This is a genomic window from Bacillus aerius (genome assembly GCF_029894105.1).
Classification (GTDB): domain Bacteria; phylum Bacillota; class Bacilli; order Bacillales; family Bacillaceae; genus Bacillus; species Bacillus altitudinis.
On record NZ_JARYHO010000001.1, the window covers coordinates 2,972,384 to 2,988,762 of the forward strand.

Here is a 16,379-nt window from a genome sequence, read left to right on the forward strand (position 1 = left end):
ATTGTAATTGCCTTTTCTGTTACATGATAAGTGTTAGAAGTAATGATTTTATCAAGTGACCAACCGGCAGCGAATAACACAGAAAAAATTGTTAAACTGATAAATAACTTTTTCATCATAACGCCTCCACCATTTTTAGTATTTGTTTTTGAGCTTTAATGGTCTTTTTTAGATATTCTCTATTCAATTCAAAATTCCCTTTTTGATAATGATAATCTGCAAGTTTTTCTGATAACTCCGCTAAATCTTGCCACAAACTTTTGCTTTCTAAATAACTGAGGCTTTCATTTACCTCTGATTCATTATATTCTTCAAAAAGCGCATAAATGATTTTTAATTTAGCTATATATTCTTGATCGTCTGCAAAGTTTGCCCTATTTAAGCCGATGGTAAAATATTGGTTTCCTCTATCTTTTTTATCTTGTTCGTAGAATACCCAGGACAACATATAAAGTGTTCTAATTCCTGCAATGGTATCAGCGTGGTCTTTTATTTGAATTGAATTTAGAAATTCATTTTCTGCGGTTTCAATTTCTCCGGCTCTTTTTTTCACTAAACCTAAATTATGATGTATTACACCTATAATCCGTTGGGCTGTTTCCTCATTAAGCTCTTGAGCCAAGCTCAAGGCTTCCCGATAATAAGATTCTGCCTCATCTAAACGGTATAAGTCATACATATTCGCTCCAAATTTGATATTACAACCGACTACTTTCGCTTTGTAAAACTCGCTTGTTGAATACATTTCTTTTGCTTTTTCCAAATGGTTTAATGATACGAAATGTTGATCAATGCGATAATAAGCATCAGCCAGTTTATAATGAAATTCGGCTCTTTCTATATCATCGGGAACATTCTTTAAATGTTCTTCAGCAGCCTTGTAAAAATTTATAGCAGCGACATAATTTTTTTGATGGAATTCGTGCATACCTCTAAAGAAGTTTGAATAGTAGTCAAGCGTTCCTTTGACATGGGGTTGTTTGTTCTCTATTTCTTTGAGTAAATTGGATAAAGTGGGGCGTTGTTGATTCATTTCGATAGGCTCAAGACTCTCAAGCATGAGTCGGTGTCTAAACTCCATTAATTGATAATATAGCAGTAAATCTTGATCTTCTTCCATGTTCTCTATTTCTCTTTCAACCTGTTCTTTTAAAATCTCTGCATCTGGCACGCTGAATGTCCTGATAAATCTATACCAATCATTTATCAATATACCAACTTGAGAAGAAAGAATTTTCTCCACTCCTACCATCCCCTTTCTTGCTATTCCCTACAATGACATATATTATCATTTTCTGAATAATTCCACACCGAAAAGAAACCGCAAATCTTTTAAATATACAAACATGCAATTAGTCACAAAACAATTTAATTAGAACAGTTTATGTAAGGATTTATAACTTTTTTTGAATTTTATGTAAAATATACTCTCTTTTATGATATTCTCGCTATTGAAAAATGAATTAGAGAGGGCGTATACCTATGAAAAATTTTCTCGTTAGAATTATGCTAGTCCTGTTAGCTTCTGTTGTATTCATCCCAACAACAGCTACATATGCGGCAGAATCCACCTCAAAGAAGGATGAGTTAGTTGTAACTTACAATCCTACAGAGCTACAAAAGGAACTTGCTATTAGAAATGTGCCGTTGAAGCAACAAAAGATTTTACTTCAAGCAATTGACACTATTAATCGAAATGACGAACCACTAGCTTCCACAAATGGTCCTAAAAGTGCTGGAATTAAAACAGCAATCAAAGTCCTTAGAGGGCTTGCAAACAATGATTTTGCTCAATGGATGCTTTCTAGTATGTTTGGTAAGAAGGCAGTGAAAGCTACAGTACAAAATGTAAACAAGATTATCAAACAAATAGAACATATTGTGGATACGCCTAAAAGAGCAGCTAAAAGAGCTAATGAACTTGTTTATGCGGAATTGAAAAAACATATAGACGCTGGGGTAGCACAAGGTGTAGGGCATGTTGTAGAATATATCATTATTGTTGGTGACGCTTTAATATTATAATTGTGAAAGGACGTATACTATGGCAGATAATAAATTCGTTGAATTTCAGAAGAAAAATAATTTAGATAGTGAAGATGAATTATTTCTGATTACGCTTAGTGGCGCTTTCTGTGATTTCGGAAATAAACAAGCCAGTGAAATTGGAAAGACTACCTTCATCAATCACTTCGGTGAGGAATTAAACCTTTCAGATATTGAAGGAAACACTAAAGAAGAATATGAAAATATCATCAAACAATATCTAGGCAAGAAAGATAAAAGTATAAATGTAGATGAACTTTTACAATCGTTTTATGAATCCGACATGATGAATGGTTTAAAGGTTCAATTTGATTCAAAATAAACAATAAAAAACCCCTATCCATTAAGGACAGGGGTTTGTTTTATGCACTTTCATTTTTTATAGACATAAGTCTACAGATTTTTATTTTAATAGCTTTTCTAACGCAGCTTTAGTCTTTGGACCATAAATGCCATCAGCCACAAGGCCATGCATCAATTGGAACCGTTTGACCGCATCCGCTGTTTTCGCACCATAGTAGCCGTCAATACCATTGTTTTTTGCACCTTTGTCAGGATAGAAATAGAGTGCCGCTAGAGCTTGTTGTACAGCTTTTACGCCTGCCCCCTTTGTAAGAGGCTTTGTAACTTTTAAAATGCCATTAGGCAAGTTATATGACTTTTTAGCAGGCTTGGAAGCTGCTGTTTTGGATGGTGTTGCTTTTGTTGGTTTTGCAGACGGCTTTTTATTTGTGTTTGCAACTGCGATCCCGGCTTTGAAGCTGTCCCAGCGATTAAGCAGCTTGCGGGGACATTCTTTCCCGCTCCAATGCTTATGCGGTACAACGTTTGACAATGGAATGTCTTGATCCGTCATCAATTGGCGAATCAACCATTGAGCATTTTCGACCGCCTTCTCAAAATTGCCGTCTGCATTTTCACAAATTTCAATTCCAATTGATTTCATATTGCCGGTTCCCCGGCCATCTCCTGCATGCCAGCCGTTTTCGTTCAAAGGCAAATGCTGATAGATACAATTTTCATCCACCGTGTAGTGCCAGCTTACACCTGTACTAGATCGTTTTACGAAAGCTGCGTGACTCGCTGCATCTGCTCCTTTTGCTGTGTTGGCTGTGTTATGAACCGTAATATATAAAGGTTTCATATAGTTGCCTGGTCTGTTGCGGTTACTCTTTGGAATAAAACTCTTAATGATTTTCACCATGTTCATCTACTCCTTAATTAAATTTCCCAACAAAAAAAGAGCCCCAAAATGGTAGCTCTTCTCTAAAAATCTCAAATGTTATTTTTACCAATCGTTAGTGTTTTGTCCTTTCCCTTCTAACCCTTCTTTTATATATTCATTGATTAAATTATTTCTTAATAAACCAAGATGTCCAATTCCTTGAACCTCTATATTTTTTGCACCTATTAATCTAGATAAACTGTTGAATACGATACGATCAGATTTACTATATATAGAAGTATATAATATTTTTTGGCTACGATCCGTTCCAGGTAGTGCTTTAGATGAAACTAGCCTATTTGCGCCACCTACTGTAATTACATTTGAAATTTTATTTCCACCATCTAATTTTTTAATATAATAAAGCGTGTTCGCACCGCCCATACTATGCGCTACGATGTCTATTTTTTTGGTTCTTGTTTTTGAAAGCACTGATTGAACAAACCTTGATAACTGTGGTCCGTTATTTGAATTTCTTCCAAGTTTATCAGAAAAGTCTATAGCAAATAGAGCATTTTCATCCCAACCTTGATTGATTAAGTAATTTTTTATTGAAAAAAAGCTGGCAGGTGATCCTCCAATCCCGTGTACCATGACTACCGGATTGTGTGCTTCTGCCTTAACTAAATTAGGTTGTGTAATTGAAGCTGCAAACAAAACCATAAATAATAGAACTTTTACTCTTTTCAAATTAATTCCCTCCTGTTTATATCATTCATCCTTAATTTTACAAATGAATAAGTTGTGGAAAAAGAGAATTAATCACCATATATTTACTTTATATTAACTATAGAGCTTACTGACTTTCTGACTCAATTACATGAAGCCTCTCTGTATTAAAAGTTGAAATTTGAACCATGAATAAACCGTAATTGTCGATATGAAAACCCGTATCTAATTTTAGTGGTTCACTTCACTAGTGCACCACTCTACTTCGTTAATCCTTTTTGTTTTAAAACTTCTTTTTGCAACTTGCCTTTGTCAGTCACATAGTTGTTTTTGAACCATGCGACAAGGGTTGTTACGGTTGTGAAGATCATTGAGCTAACAAGGTACAATGTCTCAGCCAACGAAGTGACTTGATCCTCGCTGATCGGCAAGATTGGCTTGCCAAACATGATAAGTCCTTGGTTGATTAATGCCATAAAAAGAAGCACCGTGCGGATCACTGTGCCTTTGTCGAAATTTGTCATATTCAATTCCCCATTTCAGTTATTTTTGGTTTCTTTCAATCCTGTCGAGTTTTTCAATGACGACGTCATACTTCTCGCTAAACTTTGCCAGTACGTCGTTTTGTGCGTCTATTTGCTCGTTGAGCTTGTTCTCACGCTCTTTTGTCGTGTTCAATACATAAAACAGCACCCAACAAAAAAGAACCGCAAACGGTCCCTGTGTCATTAAATACTGTGTCATATCCATTTCCAACAATCTCACCTACTTCCGCCATAAGCATAAAAAATAAGCCTATACCTCGTATGGCTCACCTGTGATTTCCTCATATTGTTCGGGTGTGATTCTCCCCGCTGCAACTGTGTTATATACCATTTCCTTTGTCCACAGCTCTTCGTCATAAAAATCCTTGATTCGTCTAAACCAGTCAATCATCATGTGTCACCTCCTACTGCGTTTAGATAATACAACTCGGCTATTTGTACCTTCGATTCTTGTGCCTCGGCTTCCATCATTACACGTTTCCACCCACTCCATACGCTATTGTTGAGATAGTTAGTATAAACATTGTTGTGGTAATCTGTAGCGTATACCCAACCGAATGTAGCTTTCCCGTCGAATGATACATCTGTCATATGGAAAAAACCTCTGAAAGAACGGTTGTTAGGTAAATCTTTTGATTTTGCTATTGCGTAAAAAGAGCCCATCCCTAGACCGTTATCAATCACGGCATCCAAAATACTGACGGACGTGTCTTTATTAAGAATCAACGGCGTTCCTGTATCAGCCGTGATTTTTTTCTGCTGGAAACCTGATACAAATTCCTTTGACTTTTGCACAGCTGCATCAGCTTTCTCTTGAGCCCCTGCGGGCGTCTCCGCATAATCCTCCGTATATTTTTTAGCAGCTGCAAGCGCTTCGGCTACTTTAGTTTTTGCGCCTTCTTTTGTTTCAAGTGCTTCGAGATCACCTAGTTTTTCTTTCAAGTGTTCAAGCTGCTCTTGAAGCTCTTTAGTGATCTTATCAATGTTTCCTTGCATATCGTCAGTTCGCTTTTTTATATCCGCTTCAAGCTCTGCCGCCAAGCGCTCAATTTGCTTTTTTAGCGATTGAAAATCATCAATATAAAATTCCGCTGCCGGGGCAATGTCCTGGTCAATTAAATTGCGTTGAATATCAAATGTAAATTCGTGAATGGACAAGGCTTGTCCGTTACGGTAATACAAATTTAATGTCGCTTGGACCTTGCCGTATAGCTTGATTTCGTTATTGTCTAAGACGTATTCGGCTATTCCCTCTACTTTATCTATAAGAGTGATATTCCGAACATTCTTGGATCCATTACTAAATAAAAGTACGAGTTTTCCGTCAACCGCTGAAAGAGGCAAAGGCACGCCATCTTTACGCAATTGAAAGACCAGTTTTGCTGTGCCTATGTCCTGGGTTGAGAAAACAATTTTTGAATCGTACACGCTTTGATCATAAGCGTCAACCACGAAAGGCAGCACGCCAGTTTTAAAAAGTTGATTCGTCATGATATCCCCCCTCAAATCAAGTAATATTTTCAACTGTCCGAATTGGATCAACGCTATTATCGTTTAATGCTGATACTTTTCCGGCGCCTTTTAGTCGGTTTCCATAGTGTTGAATGGATGAACATTTGCTTGTTAAATACAAACCGTGTCGACCTGTTTTCCCTGTTGCTGTGTTATTACGAACGGCGCTATTTTTCACACCATCCATAAATAAAATAAAGTCGTATTCATCCCCCCGCTTGCCAGCGTTCAAGATGAAGTTTTTATCCACCTGTACATATTCCGATTCCCCCGAGACAGATATACCCGAGAAACCGATCTCTTCTAGCGTGTTATCATCCACGGAAACAAAATCGCAACTTCCTTCCTCGATCCGGACGCCGTTTCCTTGAATTTCTCGTCCTGTGTTGTGGTGAACTTTTCCCCGGGTGCTGCGTGTGACTAAAATTCCATGATGCCCGACATTTTCTAGGTTGTTATCATCAATAACAAAATGTTTCACATCTGATACATGAATACCGTGCCTTGTTGTACCGTCAATTTGATTGGTCTTAATAACCACTTCGTCAATGGTTTGATACCCTTTGCGGCCATAAACCTGAATCGCATGATCGACCGACATGTTTTTAAATTTGTTGTTTGTGATTGTGTGACGCTTTGTCTTGTTTACTCTCCCAGTGGGATTGCCGTTTTTGTCTAGCGTATAGACAGTGCTGACGCTCGGCAATAACGTTCTAACGCCGCCGGAACAATTTTCGAATGTATTTCCATCAATGAACACGTCCTGCCATTTGTTTCCCGACACCGCCCATTCTGTACAGTCATAGACCTTATTGTTAATAAACCTTATGCCCGAGTATAGGACGCCGTCAGTGCTTGTATGTGAATCAATCGCTCTAGGATAGCCCCCAAGCTCTGCTGATTTTCTAACCGTGCAATTCTGCATAGTAAGATTACGTGTTGGAGTATGATCATAGGAACCAAAAGCGCCAAAATTGCTAGCTGAACGCATCAAATCAACTTGAACCGCTGCGGAAAACCATCTGTCTCCTACATAGTCCGCAAACCCTTCGAATGTTACATTGTCAATCAGCACGTTTTCATTTCCGGCACAGTCAAGGGCGTGTCCGCCACAAACATTTCTCAAGGTAATATCTCGCATGATAATGCCGGATGCGTGAGCAAAGCCGAAAATAGAACACTGCTCTTTGATTTCATGCCCCATGCTGTCGATAGCGCCTTGACCGTCAATGATCAAGTTTCCATGTCCGTTATATCCGGTGAAACTCTCATTTGAATCACCATTTACAAACATTGATCCTACAAAGCCACGCTTGATTGTTGCCCCTGCCTGTAAAGTGATATGAGTGTTTTTATAAATCCTCACCCGTTCCCGCAGGGTATAGCCTCCAGGGGGAATATAAAGCCAAATGGGACGATCCTTTGATAATTCTAGTGCTGCTTGTAATGCCTTTGTGAAGTTGCCGTATTTGTTTAAAAACGGCTGCAAAGACACAATAGAAAGCATGTCATTCACTTTCTGCTCCAACCTATCAAAGTCATATTCAAGTCGGTCGTTTAAGGTTGGATGAATGGTGGCATCTATTGCAACCCGACCATCCACGACCTCTTTCACGTCGTTACCGTCGTGATTCACAATTAAGTTAATCAATCTAGCCCATAAACTATTAAGCCAGTGACCAACGCTTTTCCCACGATGGGTAATATGCTCGGCTTTGTGGGCCGTCTCGCTTTGTTGGTGCCTCTCATCTGCTCTATTCAATTCATTCAAAGCATTTTCAGTGGTGCGGGCATTGTCATTCAGCTCTTGTATTAATTTTGAATGCGGGCTAGGCGTGTGCTGTTTCTTCAAATTAAACATGTGATCACCTTCTTATGAATAGCCGACAATACCAACCGATATTTTAGAAGTATCGGGGACTTGATCCGGCTTTATTTTTTTTCCACTCTGAAAAAAGGAAATGATAAATGTATCGGTTTCATTGTCTTCATAGTCTATTGAAGGCGTGATACCATTTTGTTTAAGCAGTGCCGAGCCGTCCACAGTTGAATAGACCATTTCATAATTTTCAGGTGTTTCAAAGATTAAATCGTTACCGTCTATATACACATCACCAGCAGAAGAACCCCACGATCCACCTTTAAAGGTCAAACTAAAACCCGCATTTTGCGGTCTACCTGTTTTTCCTTTTTCAATTAGATCGGACAATTCGCTTTTTGCTGCTTGAATTTGAGCCAATAAACTATTTTTTTGTTCCTTGATATAGCGCTCTTGGTTTCTGATTCTTCGCCTGTCTTCAAGCTGCAAATCAAACATATCCTTCTGAACATTGGTAAAAGTCACATCGGGTTTCTCGGTCGAGTCTAACGGGTTATAAGTCATGCTGACGGCTCTTACATCATCTTCAAACGTGATACCATGTTCAGGTGTATCAGCTATAACATGCAGCGTGTCACCCTTGTTGAGTTCATCCTCTAACCCTTTTAGCTCTTCAATTTCAAATTCCTCAAAATCAATTGCCACGGTCACTTCCGGGAATGGATTGATTTTTTCTTTCAAAAGAGTGTTCATATCTTCTGCCTTTGTAACGGCATCATCTTTAATTGGTTCGGCCCATGTAGGCTGTCCGTCAATTAAAAAATCCTTCTCGTTTGGATGAACGAAAAGGACCGGCTCAAATACATATTTTTCATTTTCATTTTTATATTCACGATAGGTTTCAATGACGTTGTCTCTCAATAAATACATGATCGGTGCCGCTGTCTTCTTCCCTTTTGTATTGGGGTTTTTGCTGTCTTTTCCTTTGAATGTAGCAATGACTTTATGTTTTTTATGCTCAAGACCTCTAATGACTTCTATCGTTTCTTTTTTAGGTGATTGATCTTTATAAACGCTGATCATTTTCGTCTTATCGTCATCAATCTTAAATTCCCATTTGCCACCTAATTTTGAAGTTAAGGTAACAAATCGGAATCCGGTCCCAGTGAAAGAAAAAGTAAAAGTGGCGCCAGGCTTATTCGTAAAATCAGCTTTCAAAGCATCGTCATAAGACCACGTACCTGTTTTGCTCTCATAACCCATAGCACTTTCACTTATCGTGTCTTTTTCTTCTTTTTGCTTGCCGAAGCCTCTGCCCCGTGTGGCCGTATTGTCTTCCGAAATAGTGACAGTAAGACCGTTTATATTCGCTCTAGTATCAAGCGTTTTATTGATTTTCTTTCCTATTTTCTTGTGTATATAAATCTCGTAATTATTGACATCAAGTTCAATTTTATAATTTGAAATAATCGTGTCTATCAGTTCAATAGAAAATGCATCGCCAAACCCTTCATTTTTGACAGGTTTGATATCTTTCGCATCATCCATAATTTTGAACGTGAATTTACTCCCTTTCAAGGCATGAGCAAACGCCTTTTCAAGTGTTAATTCACCTTGAATAACCTCATCTACTCTGTTTTTTGATAGCAAAAAAGCATAAATATGAGTAGCTGAAACACTTTTAGACAGTACATCACCATCTTGAGTTTTTGAAAAATTTCGGATAACGTATTTTTGCCGCTTGTGTACCCTTTCATCTACAATTAGAAGGTTTCTCCCGACCAATGCCTCAAAAGATATAGGATCAGTAAAGCCCGCTTCAATCTGTAATTCCATTGTCTTTTTACCATCAATTCCATCCGTTAGGCGGGGGCTGCTGCCGACTATTTCATATTCTTGTTTTGTTCCTTTATCCTGGACAAATAGTTGGTTCATGCTTACCCTCCTTTGTAGTAAAAATGAGTAATAAATTCAATGTCGATATACGTTGCACCCGTAATCACAAAGTCATTCTTACCTGGCATGAGTTCAGGAAAGCGACCTCTTCTTTCCACAGCTTGCGAACCTTTAAAAACATACTGCTTTATCACGTTCAACAAATTGTTTTTTGATTGAGTGCCTACTAATGTAATAAATTCGCCTGTTGTTTTGTTCTCAATTTTTATGTCTGTTCCAGCCAAAAACATATTGACTGTATACTCATGATCAATAGGTGACAGTCTCACATCACCATAGTTATAAACAGAAAAAGCCCTTTCTTTAAATCGAAAAGGCTGCTCTCTATAACGTTCAAAATTTCTTCCCATGAATCTCTCACTTTGCAATTCCTGTGGTGATCGGCTATCATGCACCGACTGTGAACACCCTTCAATGGCCGTAAGCGTGATTGTAAAAGTTCCACCCGTTTTCCCCTGCTCCTGACCAATGGTATATGCGTCATCACACACAACAAGCCATTTCCTTTCAGGTCGAAACGTGCATATGATTTCGTATGGATCGGGCCTGCCAAGATATTCATATACTTCTGATCTTACTAAATAAAAATGCTCTGCGTTTGCTGCGTCTATTGTAAGATCAACAAGTATTTTTCTTTCTTTCAAACGTGTAAAACGACTCTTTCTTTGTGTCTGAATACCGTGGCGGCTCGAATTTGTAAAGTTTTTTCTATCGAATGATGGTGCCTCGGGTTCAAATGACGTTAGAAAGACATTGGGGAAGACATCATTTAAACGCTCCCCGTCAATAATAAGATCAAATTCAATCATCACCATCCCCCCATCAATACCGCTTTATCTTGAAGCTGCTTCATACCGATTTTATTCATGACTTTCGCAAATGTTTTTTCGCCAACCTTGATGACACCGCCAGTGCTGACAATTTCACGTAAAAGCTCGTTTTGTTCTTGTAATAATGCGTTTGTTGTATCTTGTCTTGATGTCATCGGCTCCAAATTCATCCCGCTTGGTGCAGACTGTGGATTGACACCTAATTCAGCGCCAGCACGGGCCCAAATTGCTAGGCTTCTTTCACGATATGACGGGTCTGTTGTAATGATATGTTCGTCATATCCTCTTTCGTTCAGTGCAGCTAGTTTGGTGCCTCCTGCTCCTGGGGAAACGCCGCCCGCTGCGTAGCCAATATATTTCCCGCCTTTACTCATATTCACAAGACCAGGGTGTCTGTTGATCCCCCCGTATCGACTGTTGAGATAATTTATCGCAGCTAGTATTTGATGAACAGGATTTCTTATATCTGTGAACCCCTTTTTTGCGTGCGCTGCAAATGTAGAAGGGATAAACTGCATTAGCCCTTGTGACGGGTGCCCCGCTTTTGCGTTGCTATCCCAATTGTTAACGACGGTCGGGTTTCCTCCTGATTCCTTCATCGCAATTGTCTGTAAAGCTCCTGCGAAAGAAGGAGAAATACCCGCAATTGAAATGGCTTGAGCCACCCATCTTTTCACGTTTTCAGTAGCGTTACCGCCACCAAAGAAAGAACCAATGGAACCTATGAGAGAATCAACACCACTGAATGCAAGTTTTGCAATGGCTTCTACTGGGCTGCCGCTCACATTCGTGAACCACGAAGGAAGTAAACCATCATTCAAACCGAATTTTTCAGTAGCCTTATTCCAAAGGAATTTCGGTCCTTTCATGATCCAATCAAAATAGTCTCCTACACCATTTTCATATCCAGGCATCCCATGACGTTTTAAAACACGTTCGGTTTCTCTGTTTGGAAGAACGGATGACCCTTTTCTTAAATAGCGCAGCTCTGGGCCGGAATTTCCTGACACATAGGTTCCGACTCCTGGCTCATGAATTAATTCGCGACCCTTTTCACTCGTAACAGCAAGCCCGCCTGGATGCCCTGTTGCTGGCGTGCCTTTTGCATAAGCTCGGTTTTCTAAATACTTTCCCTTGCCGTCCGTGCCTAACTTTGGTGGGTTAGATTTTTTCTTTTTCTTATCTCCTCCACCGAAGAGACCTTGAATCCAGTTCCAAGCACTATTAACAATATCCATCATTTTTTCCCAACCGGTTTTTACTTCTCCGGTTTCGGTATTGATTTCATCAGCGTGGTCGCCTGCTTGTTTTTTCGCTTCTTTGACCACTTTTTTATGCATGTCCTTCGCTGTTGAAACAGAATCGTCACGCTGTCTTTTCGCCTCTTTAATAAGTTTGTTTGCCTGTTTCGTAGAAATCGAACCCGTTTCATCACGTTCACGGATAACGGCAGCAACCGTTTTATTATATTTATCATCAGCCTCTTTCACTGCGCCTTCTTTTGCTTTGATGCTGTTTTTAATGGTGTCCGCTGCTTGTCTCGCCGTGATACTTTTAGATTCGGTTTGTAATTTACTCATTATGGCCTTTTGTTCAACTTCACTTTTACTCATTGTTTTAACGGCCGTTGTCATCATACTCTTTTGAATATTATTGATCGTTGTTTTTTCTTTTTGAGTAAGGTTTCTTTTCTCTGAACTCGCTTGGGTTAAGATCGCTTTTATTTTCGCTTCGCCATCACTCACGGATTTTACTTGCTCATTCTGTTTCTTTTTAACATTGTTTAAAATGGCTTCCTGTTCTTTTTGAGAAAGGCTTTTGCTGCTGGCCATGAATTTTCTAAGTGATTCAAAACTTTGATTCCCTTTCGTTTCAATGCTTTGTTTTATCTGATCACCCATCGTATTGAAATTTTTTACGATGTTATCGGCTGTCTCTTTAGACACCTTTTGCCCTGACCAGTTCAGTTGGTTTAGTTGTGCGGTTGCTTGATCATTTAATTTTTTATAACCAAGGACCGATTTCGTGGTACTTTCAGATACCTTTTCCCCGAAGTCCTCAAGGGCGGGTATTTGCTCTTCTTTTAAATGCTTATATAGTTTATAACCGCCTTCAGCTAATAAAGACACACCCGTCACAGCTAAACCGACCGGGCCGCCGAATGCTGCCATACCTACCCTTGCAACTCGGGCAACATTCCCAAGACTTTTAACCACACCTAGCGCCTTTACGCCAAATCCGGCAAACCTTCCTGCTGTTTGAGCTGTGCCGGCACCTAGACTAGATGTAGCAGTCGTAGCGACTCGTGCGCCTCCTCTGAAATTAAATAAAGATTGTGCGCCTTTTGCGATCTCCGGTGCGAACATCGTTGCAACGCCTAACAATGAGCCCCATTTACCTCCAAAGGACATCATCGCTGTACCTGCAAGGCCTGAAGCTCCACGTAAACCACGAAGGCCCCTTGTGTTCCTTGTCACTGCTGCATTACTGATATTCATTTGTGCAGCTGCGGCAGTATTTGCGGCGGCAAGTTGTGACGTGGAAGTTCTTGCAAGTGCTGCCTCTGCCCGATAACGACCAAACGCAACCGCCCCCCTGCCTAATGCTCCCGTAACGGTCCCTATGCTGGAAACAACCAAACCCAGGGCAATGATAACAGGAGGAAAAGCAGCAGCCAATAAACCAGCAATTACAATAGTATTTTGCATTGAAGGTGTTAAGCCTAGAAACCATTTTGTGAAACGATCAACCGCATCGCCAGCCTTATCAAGTGCCGGCTCGATTTTTTCTAGCAAAATTTCACCAATCGGCAAAAGGTTTGACATCAATTTGCGGAAGGCCATAACAGCACGATCATTGAAATTATCCTTTATCGCTTTTCCTGCTTTTTCTGTTGCGCCTTCCACCTGCCCGAGCATGTCTTTTGTTGGGTCTAAGGATGTCACGACTTTCCCCCGTAAATCCTCCCACATGGTACCAAAAAGAGCGACACCAGCCGCATCCCTGTCAAGTGGGTCTTTTACGGCCGCAATCGCTGAAACAGTTGCCATGAATGCCTTTTGTCCTTTTTCTCCACCTTCTGCAATGGCCGTACCCATCTTTTCAGCATCAAGGCCAATATCTTTAAATGCGTTAACGGTACTTTTTGAACCGTCCTGCGCACGAATATTAAACTCTTTTACTGCGTCACCAACTTTATCCATGTTCCAAGCGCCATTTTTAGCACCTTGCAACATGATGTTAAACATGCCTTCAATGGATATACCCGCTGAACTAAATTGAGATGAATACTCGCTCACCGTATCAAGAAGCTCGTTGGAATAGTCCCCGCCTTTTTGTGCGGCTACCGTGATAAAATCAAATGATTTCGCCACGTCCACACCGTAATTATCCATGAGTGCTTTGGCCGCTCTCGTGCTTTCCGGGATCTCGTACTCAAACACATCTTTTAAAATATTAGCTCTTTTAGTTGCTAATTCAAGCTGATCCCCTTTGAGGTTTTGAAGGTTTTTACGTGTATCGATGACACCTTGATTTACTTCCTCCATCGACTCACCGAAGCCAGATAGCCACATTTCTCTTGTGACTTTGTTCACCTCGGCTGCTTCTTTCTTGGTTAAGTTGAGGGAAGCAGCAATCTTCCCTTGTGCCTTTTCAACATCGGCCGCAGATTTAACAGCCATCACGCCAAGTGCGCTAACAGGTGCCGTAATTGCGGCAAAACCCACTTTTCCGATTGTTGACATCTTGTTTCCAGTTGATTGAAGACGTTCACCATATTCTTGCAAGCTGTTTCCGGCTCTTGTCCAAGCTGAATTTTGTGTATTTATTTGTAAGGTAGTTGATCGAAGAGCACGCTCAAGCTGATTATGGTTGGTCACTTCTCTATTAATTACAGTCGCCAGCTGCAAGGCTTCTTTTGAATTTTCACCTTTTTCCCTGGCTAACACTTCATACTTTTTCTTTAACTGCTCGATCTTGCTTCCTTGTAATTCATAAAGCTGTGAAAGGTCTTCTTGTTTGCGTCTAAGTTTTTCCGACTCGTCCCCAAAGTGTCCAAATTGGGAAGCAGTAGCCTTCATGCTACTTCTAACAAGGGCCATTTTTTCTGCTATATTTTCAATGCCCGCAGATGTCCCGCCATCGTCAAAGCCTAAACGCATAATCATATTTGTCACTTCACTGGCTGCCATGCTCTCCCTCCTTAAAACACTTTATCTATAGGCACGACTTTCGGTTTGCTTTCTTCTTCCTTGATTTCACTTTCCATTTTTGGCAAGTGCTCAAGAAGCTCAATATAAAAAGGGTAATCCATCTCATCAATTTGAGGGACGGACCCACCCTTGACGCATTAGCTGCAAATATTGCGTTTTAATATTCTCGTACGCTTTTTCAAGCGTGATCAGTTTTGTTCCATTTGCTCTTTCATCAGCTTTTCCACTAGCTTTCCCAAATCATTTTCCGACTCTCTCGCCTCAATTTCTTCCCTGGATGGATAGCCTAAAAGGCCAACCCCGATAATATCATATAGGACATCACGGAAACCGATGGCGTTTAAACCTTCATCAAGCTGCTTTTTCGTGAACTGTTTTCCGAACACTTCCCAAATTAAATTGAGTTGGCGTGCTTCAATATCCCCTGGGTCAATATCTTCTTTTTTGGCATCCAGTTCAATTTCAAGAGCCTTTCGTTTATATTTTAAAGACACAAATTCTTGATAAAATGTTTGATCATTTTGATCAATACGCAGCGTGATTTCTAACGGCTTCGACATTAAGCAGCACCCCCACTAGATTTAGTTGTATCTACTTTAGAAGAAGTAGCACCGCTCGTTTCTTCCAGCTGCGTAATATCAAATACCTCATCAAAGAATTTTTCACGATATTTTTCATAACCTTTTACGCTGCTGTCTCCTGTGATTTTGAAGACTTTATCACTCCGCTGAACAAAGGTTCCTTCGATACTTTCTTTTTGCGCTTCCGGCTTGTCCTCTTTTGTTTTCCAATCAGTGGATGGGATCGAGAAACGGCCTTTTACTAACCACACATGACGAACATTGCCGTCTTCCTTCGTTCCCGTGAAGCCCAATGCAATATATGGCGGGATAGCGTCTTGTTTCCATGCAATTACACCATCTACAATCTTTTGGCCGGTAATGTGGGCCAATACATCCTGCGGGATTTCAGTTGTCTCAATTGTCACTTTTGTTTCACCTGTAGATGAAAGCACAATGATAGGACCATTATCAGCATAAACCGTTGATGAGTCTGTGCTAGTGTCTACTTTTGCTGCGCATAGTGGCGCAAAGGGTTTTACCTCTCCATATTCAAAAGACTTTCCGTTTTCAGTTAAATCGGCATAAACAAGGTTTTCTAAACCTACAATGACTGACATGCTTTTTCCTCCTTTAATGTTTCACAATTGTTCTATATAAAAAAGCTCTTCTAAAAGCACTTCTTTCTATTTCGTTGAAAGAAGAAACCGTGATTCTTTTGCATCCCAGGGCTTTCATTTTTTGATCTACGGCTTGCTGTATAGCAGCTATGCTATCTTCCGCATGAATCCATATATTAACTTGTATGTCTATCTCTGAATGTGTTGCCTTGTTGTCGGTGTATTCGACATCTACATTGTCCATTTCAGCAACCAAGATATGCGGGAATTCCGCTTTAAATTCAAGTGGGAAGTCTCCTGCGAAAACTCTCCCTTCGGTCATTGATTGAATGACCGGATCATCTAGCAAATGTTTCGTCACAATTGGCTCAAAATCAATCATG

Annotated in this window: 16 protein-coding genes; 2 read left to right on the forward strand and 14 right to left on the reverse strand. The window is 40.0% G+C overall.

Annotated features, from left to right (window positions below; translation table 11 throughout):
* Positions 1-115: 115 nt before the first annotated feature.
* Positions 116-1,252: a response regulator aspartate phosphatase gene (locus M2353_RS15460; RefSeq protein ID WP_245207165.1), complete on the reverse strand. Its 1,137-nt coding sequence runs from the start codon at positions 1,250-1,252 to the stop codon at positions 116-118.
* A 230-nt stretch (positions 1,253-1,482) separates the two neighbouring features.
* Here M2353_RS15460 and M2353_RS15465 point away from each other — a divergent pair, with 230 nt between their 5' ends.
* A complete protein-coding gene (locus tag M2353_RS15465) occupies positions 1,483-2,025 on the forward strand; it encodes a hypothetical protein (protein WP_135032683.1) in 543 nt (180 codons plus the stop codon).
* A gap of 19 nt (positions 2,026-2,044) precedes the next feature.
* On the forward strand, positions 2,045-2,368 hold the full coding sequence (locus M2353_RS15470; RefSeq protein ID WP_135032681.1) for a hypothetical protein: 324 nt from the start codon (positions 2,045-2,047) through the stop codon (positions 2,366-2,368).
* A gap of 81 nt (positions 2,369-2,449) precedes the next feature.
* Here the strand turns inward: M2353_RS15470 and M2353_RS15475 are convergent, their stop codons facing one another.
* The 13 genes from M2353_RS15475 to gp17 all read right to left on the reverse strand — a co-directional run bounded on the left by M2353_RS15475 (position 2,450) and on the right by gp17 (position 16,378).
* Complete coding sequence (locus tag M2353_RS15475; RefSeq protein WP_284725676.1) at positions 2,450-3,250, reverse strand: peptidoglycan recognition protein family protein; 801 nt, start codon at positions 3,248-3,250, stop codon at positions 2,450-2,452.
* Between the two features lie 84 nt (positions 3,251-3,334).
* Positions 3,335-3,934: an esterase/lipase family protein gene (locus M2353_RS15480; protein WP_135032795.1), complete on the reverse strand. Its 600-nt coding sequence runs from the start codon at positions 3,932-3,934 to the stop codon at positions 3,335-3,337.
* 266 nt (positions 3,935-4,200) lie between these two features.
* The gene (locus M2353_RS15485) at positions 4,201-4,464 is read right to left on the reverse strand and encodes a phage holin (RefSeq protein ID WP_135032677.1); all 264 of its coding nucleotides are present in this window, start codon (positions 4,462-4,464) and stop codon (positions 4,201-4,203) included.
* A gap of 19 nt (positions 4,465-4,483) precedes the next feature.
* Complete coding sequence (locus M2353_RS15490; RefSeq protein ID WP_135032793.1) at positions 4,484-4,696, reverse strand: BhlA/UviB family holin-like peptide; 213 nt, start codon at positions 4,694-4,696, stop codon at positions 4,484-4,486.
* Positions 4,697-4,735: 39 nt separating this feature from the next.
* Positions 4,736-4,876, reverse strand: coding sequence for an XkdX family protein (locus tag M2353_RS15495; RefSeq protein ID WP_209304729.1), 141 nt, complete (start codon positions 4,874-4,876; stop codon positions 4,736-4,738).
* Complete coding sequence (locus tag M2353_RS15500) at positions 4,876-5,976, reverse strand: BppU family phage baseplate upper protein (RefSeq protein WP_135032673.1); 1,101 nt, start codon at positions 5,974-5,976, stop codon at positions 4,876-4,878. Before M2353_RS15500 ends, M2353_RS15495 begins: the two co-directional genes overlap by 1 nt.
* 16 nt (positions 5,977-5,992) lie before the next feature.
* Positions 5,993-7,858, reverse strand: coding sequence for a right-handed parallel beta-helix repeat-containing protein (locus M2353_RS15505; RefSeq protein WP_284725677.1), 1,866 nt, complete (start codon positions 7,856-7,858; stop codon positions 5,993-5,995).
* 12 nt (positions 7,859-7,870) lie between these two features.
* A complete protein-coding gene (locus M2353_RS15510) occupies positions 7,871-9,751 on the reverse strand; it encodes a phage tail spike protein (RefSeq protein ID WP_284725678.1) in 1,881 nt (626 codons plus the stop codon).
* 2 nt (positions 9,752-9,753) lie between these two features.
* Positions 9,754-10,581, reverse strand: a complete 828-nt coding sequence (locus M2353_RS15515) for a phage tail domain-containing protein (protein ID WP_284725679.1) — start codon at positions 10,579-10,581, stop codon at positions 9,754-9,756.
* Positions 10,581-14,795 carry a phage tail tape measure protein gene (locus M2353_RS15520; RefSeq protein ID WP_284725680.1) on the reverse strand — a complete coding sequence of 1,405 codons (4,215 nt, stop codon included), beginning with the start codon at positions 14,793-14,795 and terminating at the stop codon, positions 10,581-10,583. Before M2353_RS15520 ends, M2353_RS15515 begins: the two co-directional genes overlap by 1 nt.
* A 209-nt stretch (positions 14,796-15,004) precedes the next feature.
* A complete protein-coding gene (gene gpG, locus M2353_RS15525) occupies positions 15,005-15,376 on the reverse strand; it encodes a phage tail assembly chaperone G (RefSeq protein ID WP_075621672.1) in 372 nt (123 codons plus the stop codon).
* Positions 15,376-15,996, reverse strand: coding sequence for a major tail protein (locus M2353_RS15530; RefSeq protein WP_106035569.1), 621 nt, complete (start codon positions 15,994-15,996; stop codon positions 15,376-15,378). The genes gpG and M2353_RS15530 overlap by 1 nt, the downstream gene beginning before the upstream one ends.
* Before the next feature lie 13 nt (positions 15,997-16,009).
* Complete coding sequence (gp17, locus tag M2353_RS15535) at positions 16,010-16,378, reverse strand: tail completion protein gp17 (protein WP_284725681.1); 369 nt, start codon at positions 16,376-16,378, stop codon at positions 16,010-16,012.
* Position 16,379: the final 1 nt, after the last annotated feature.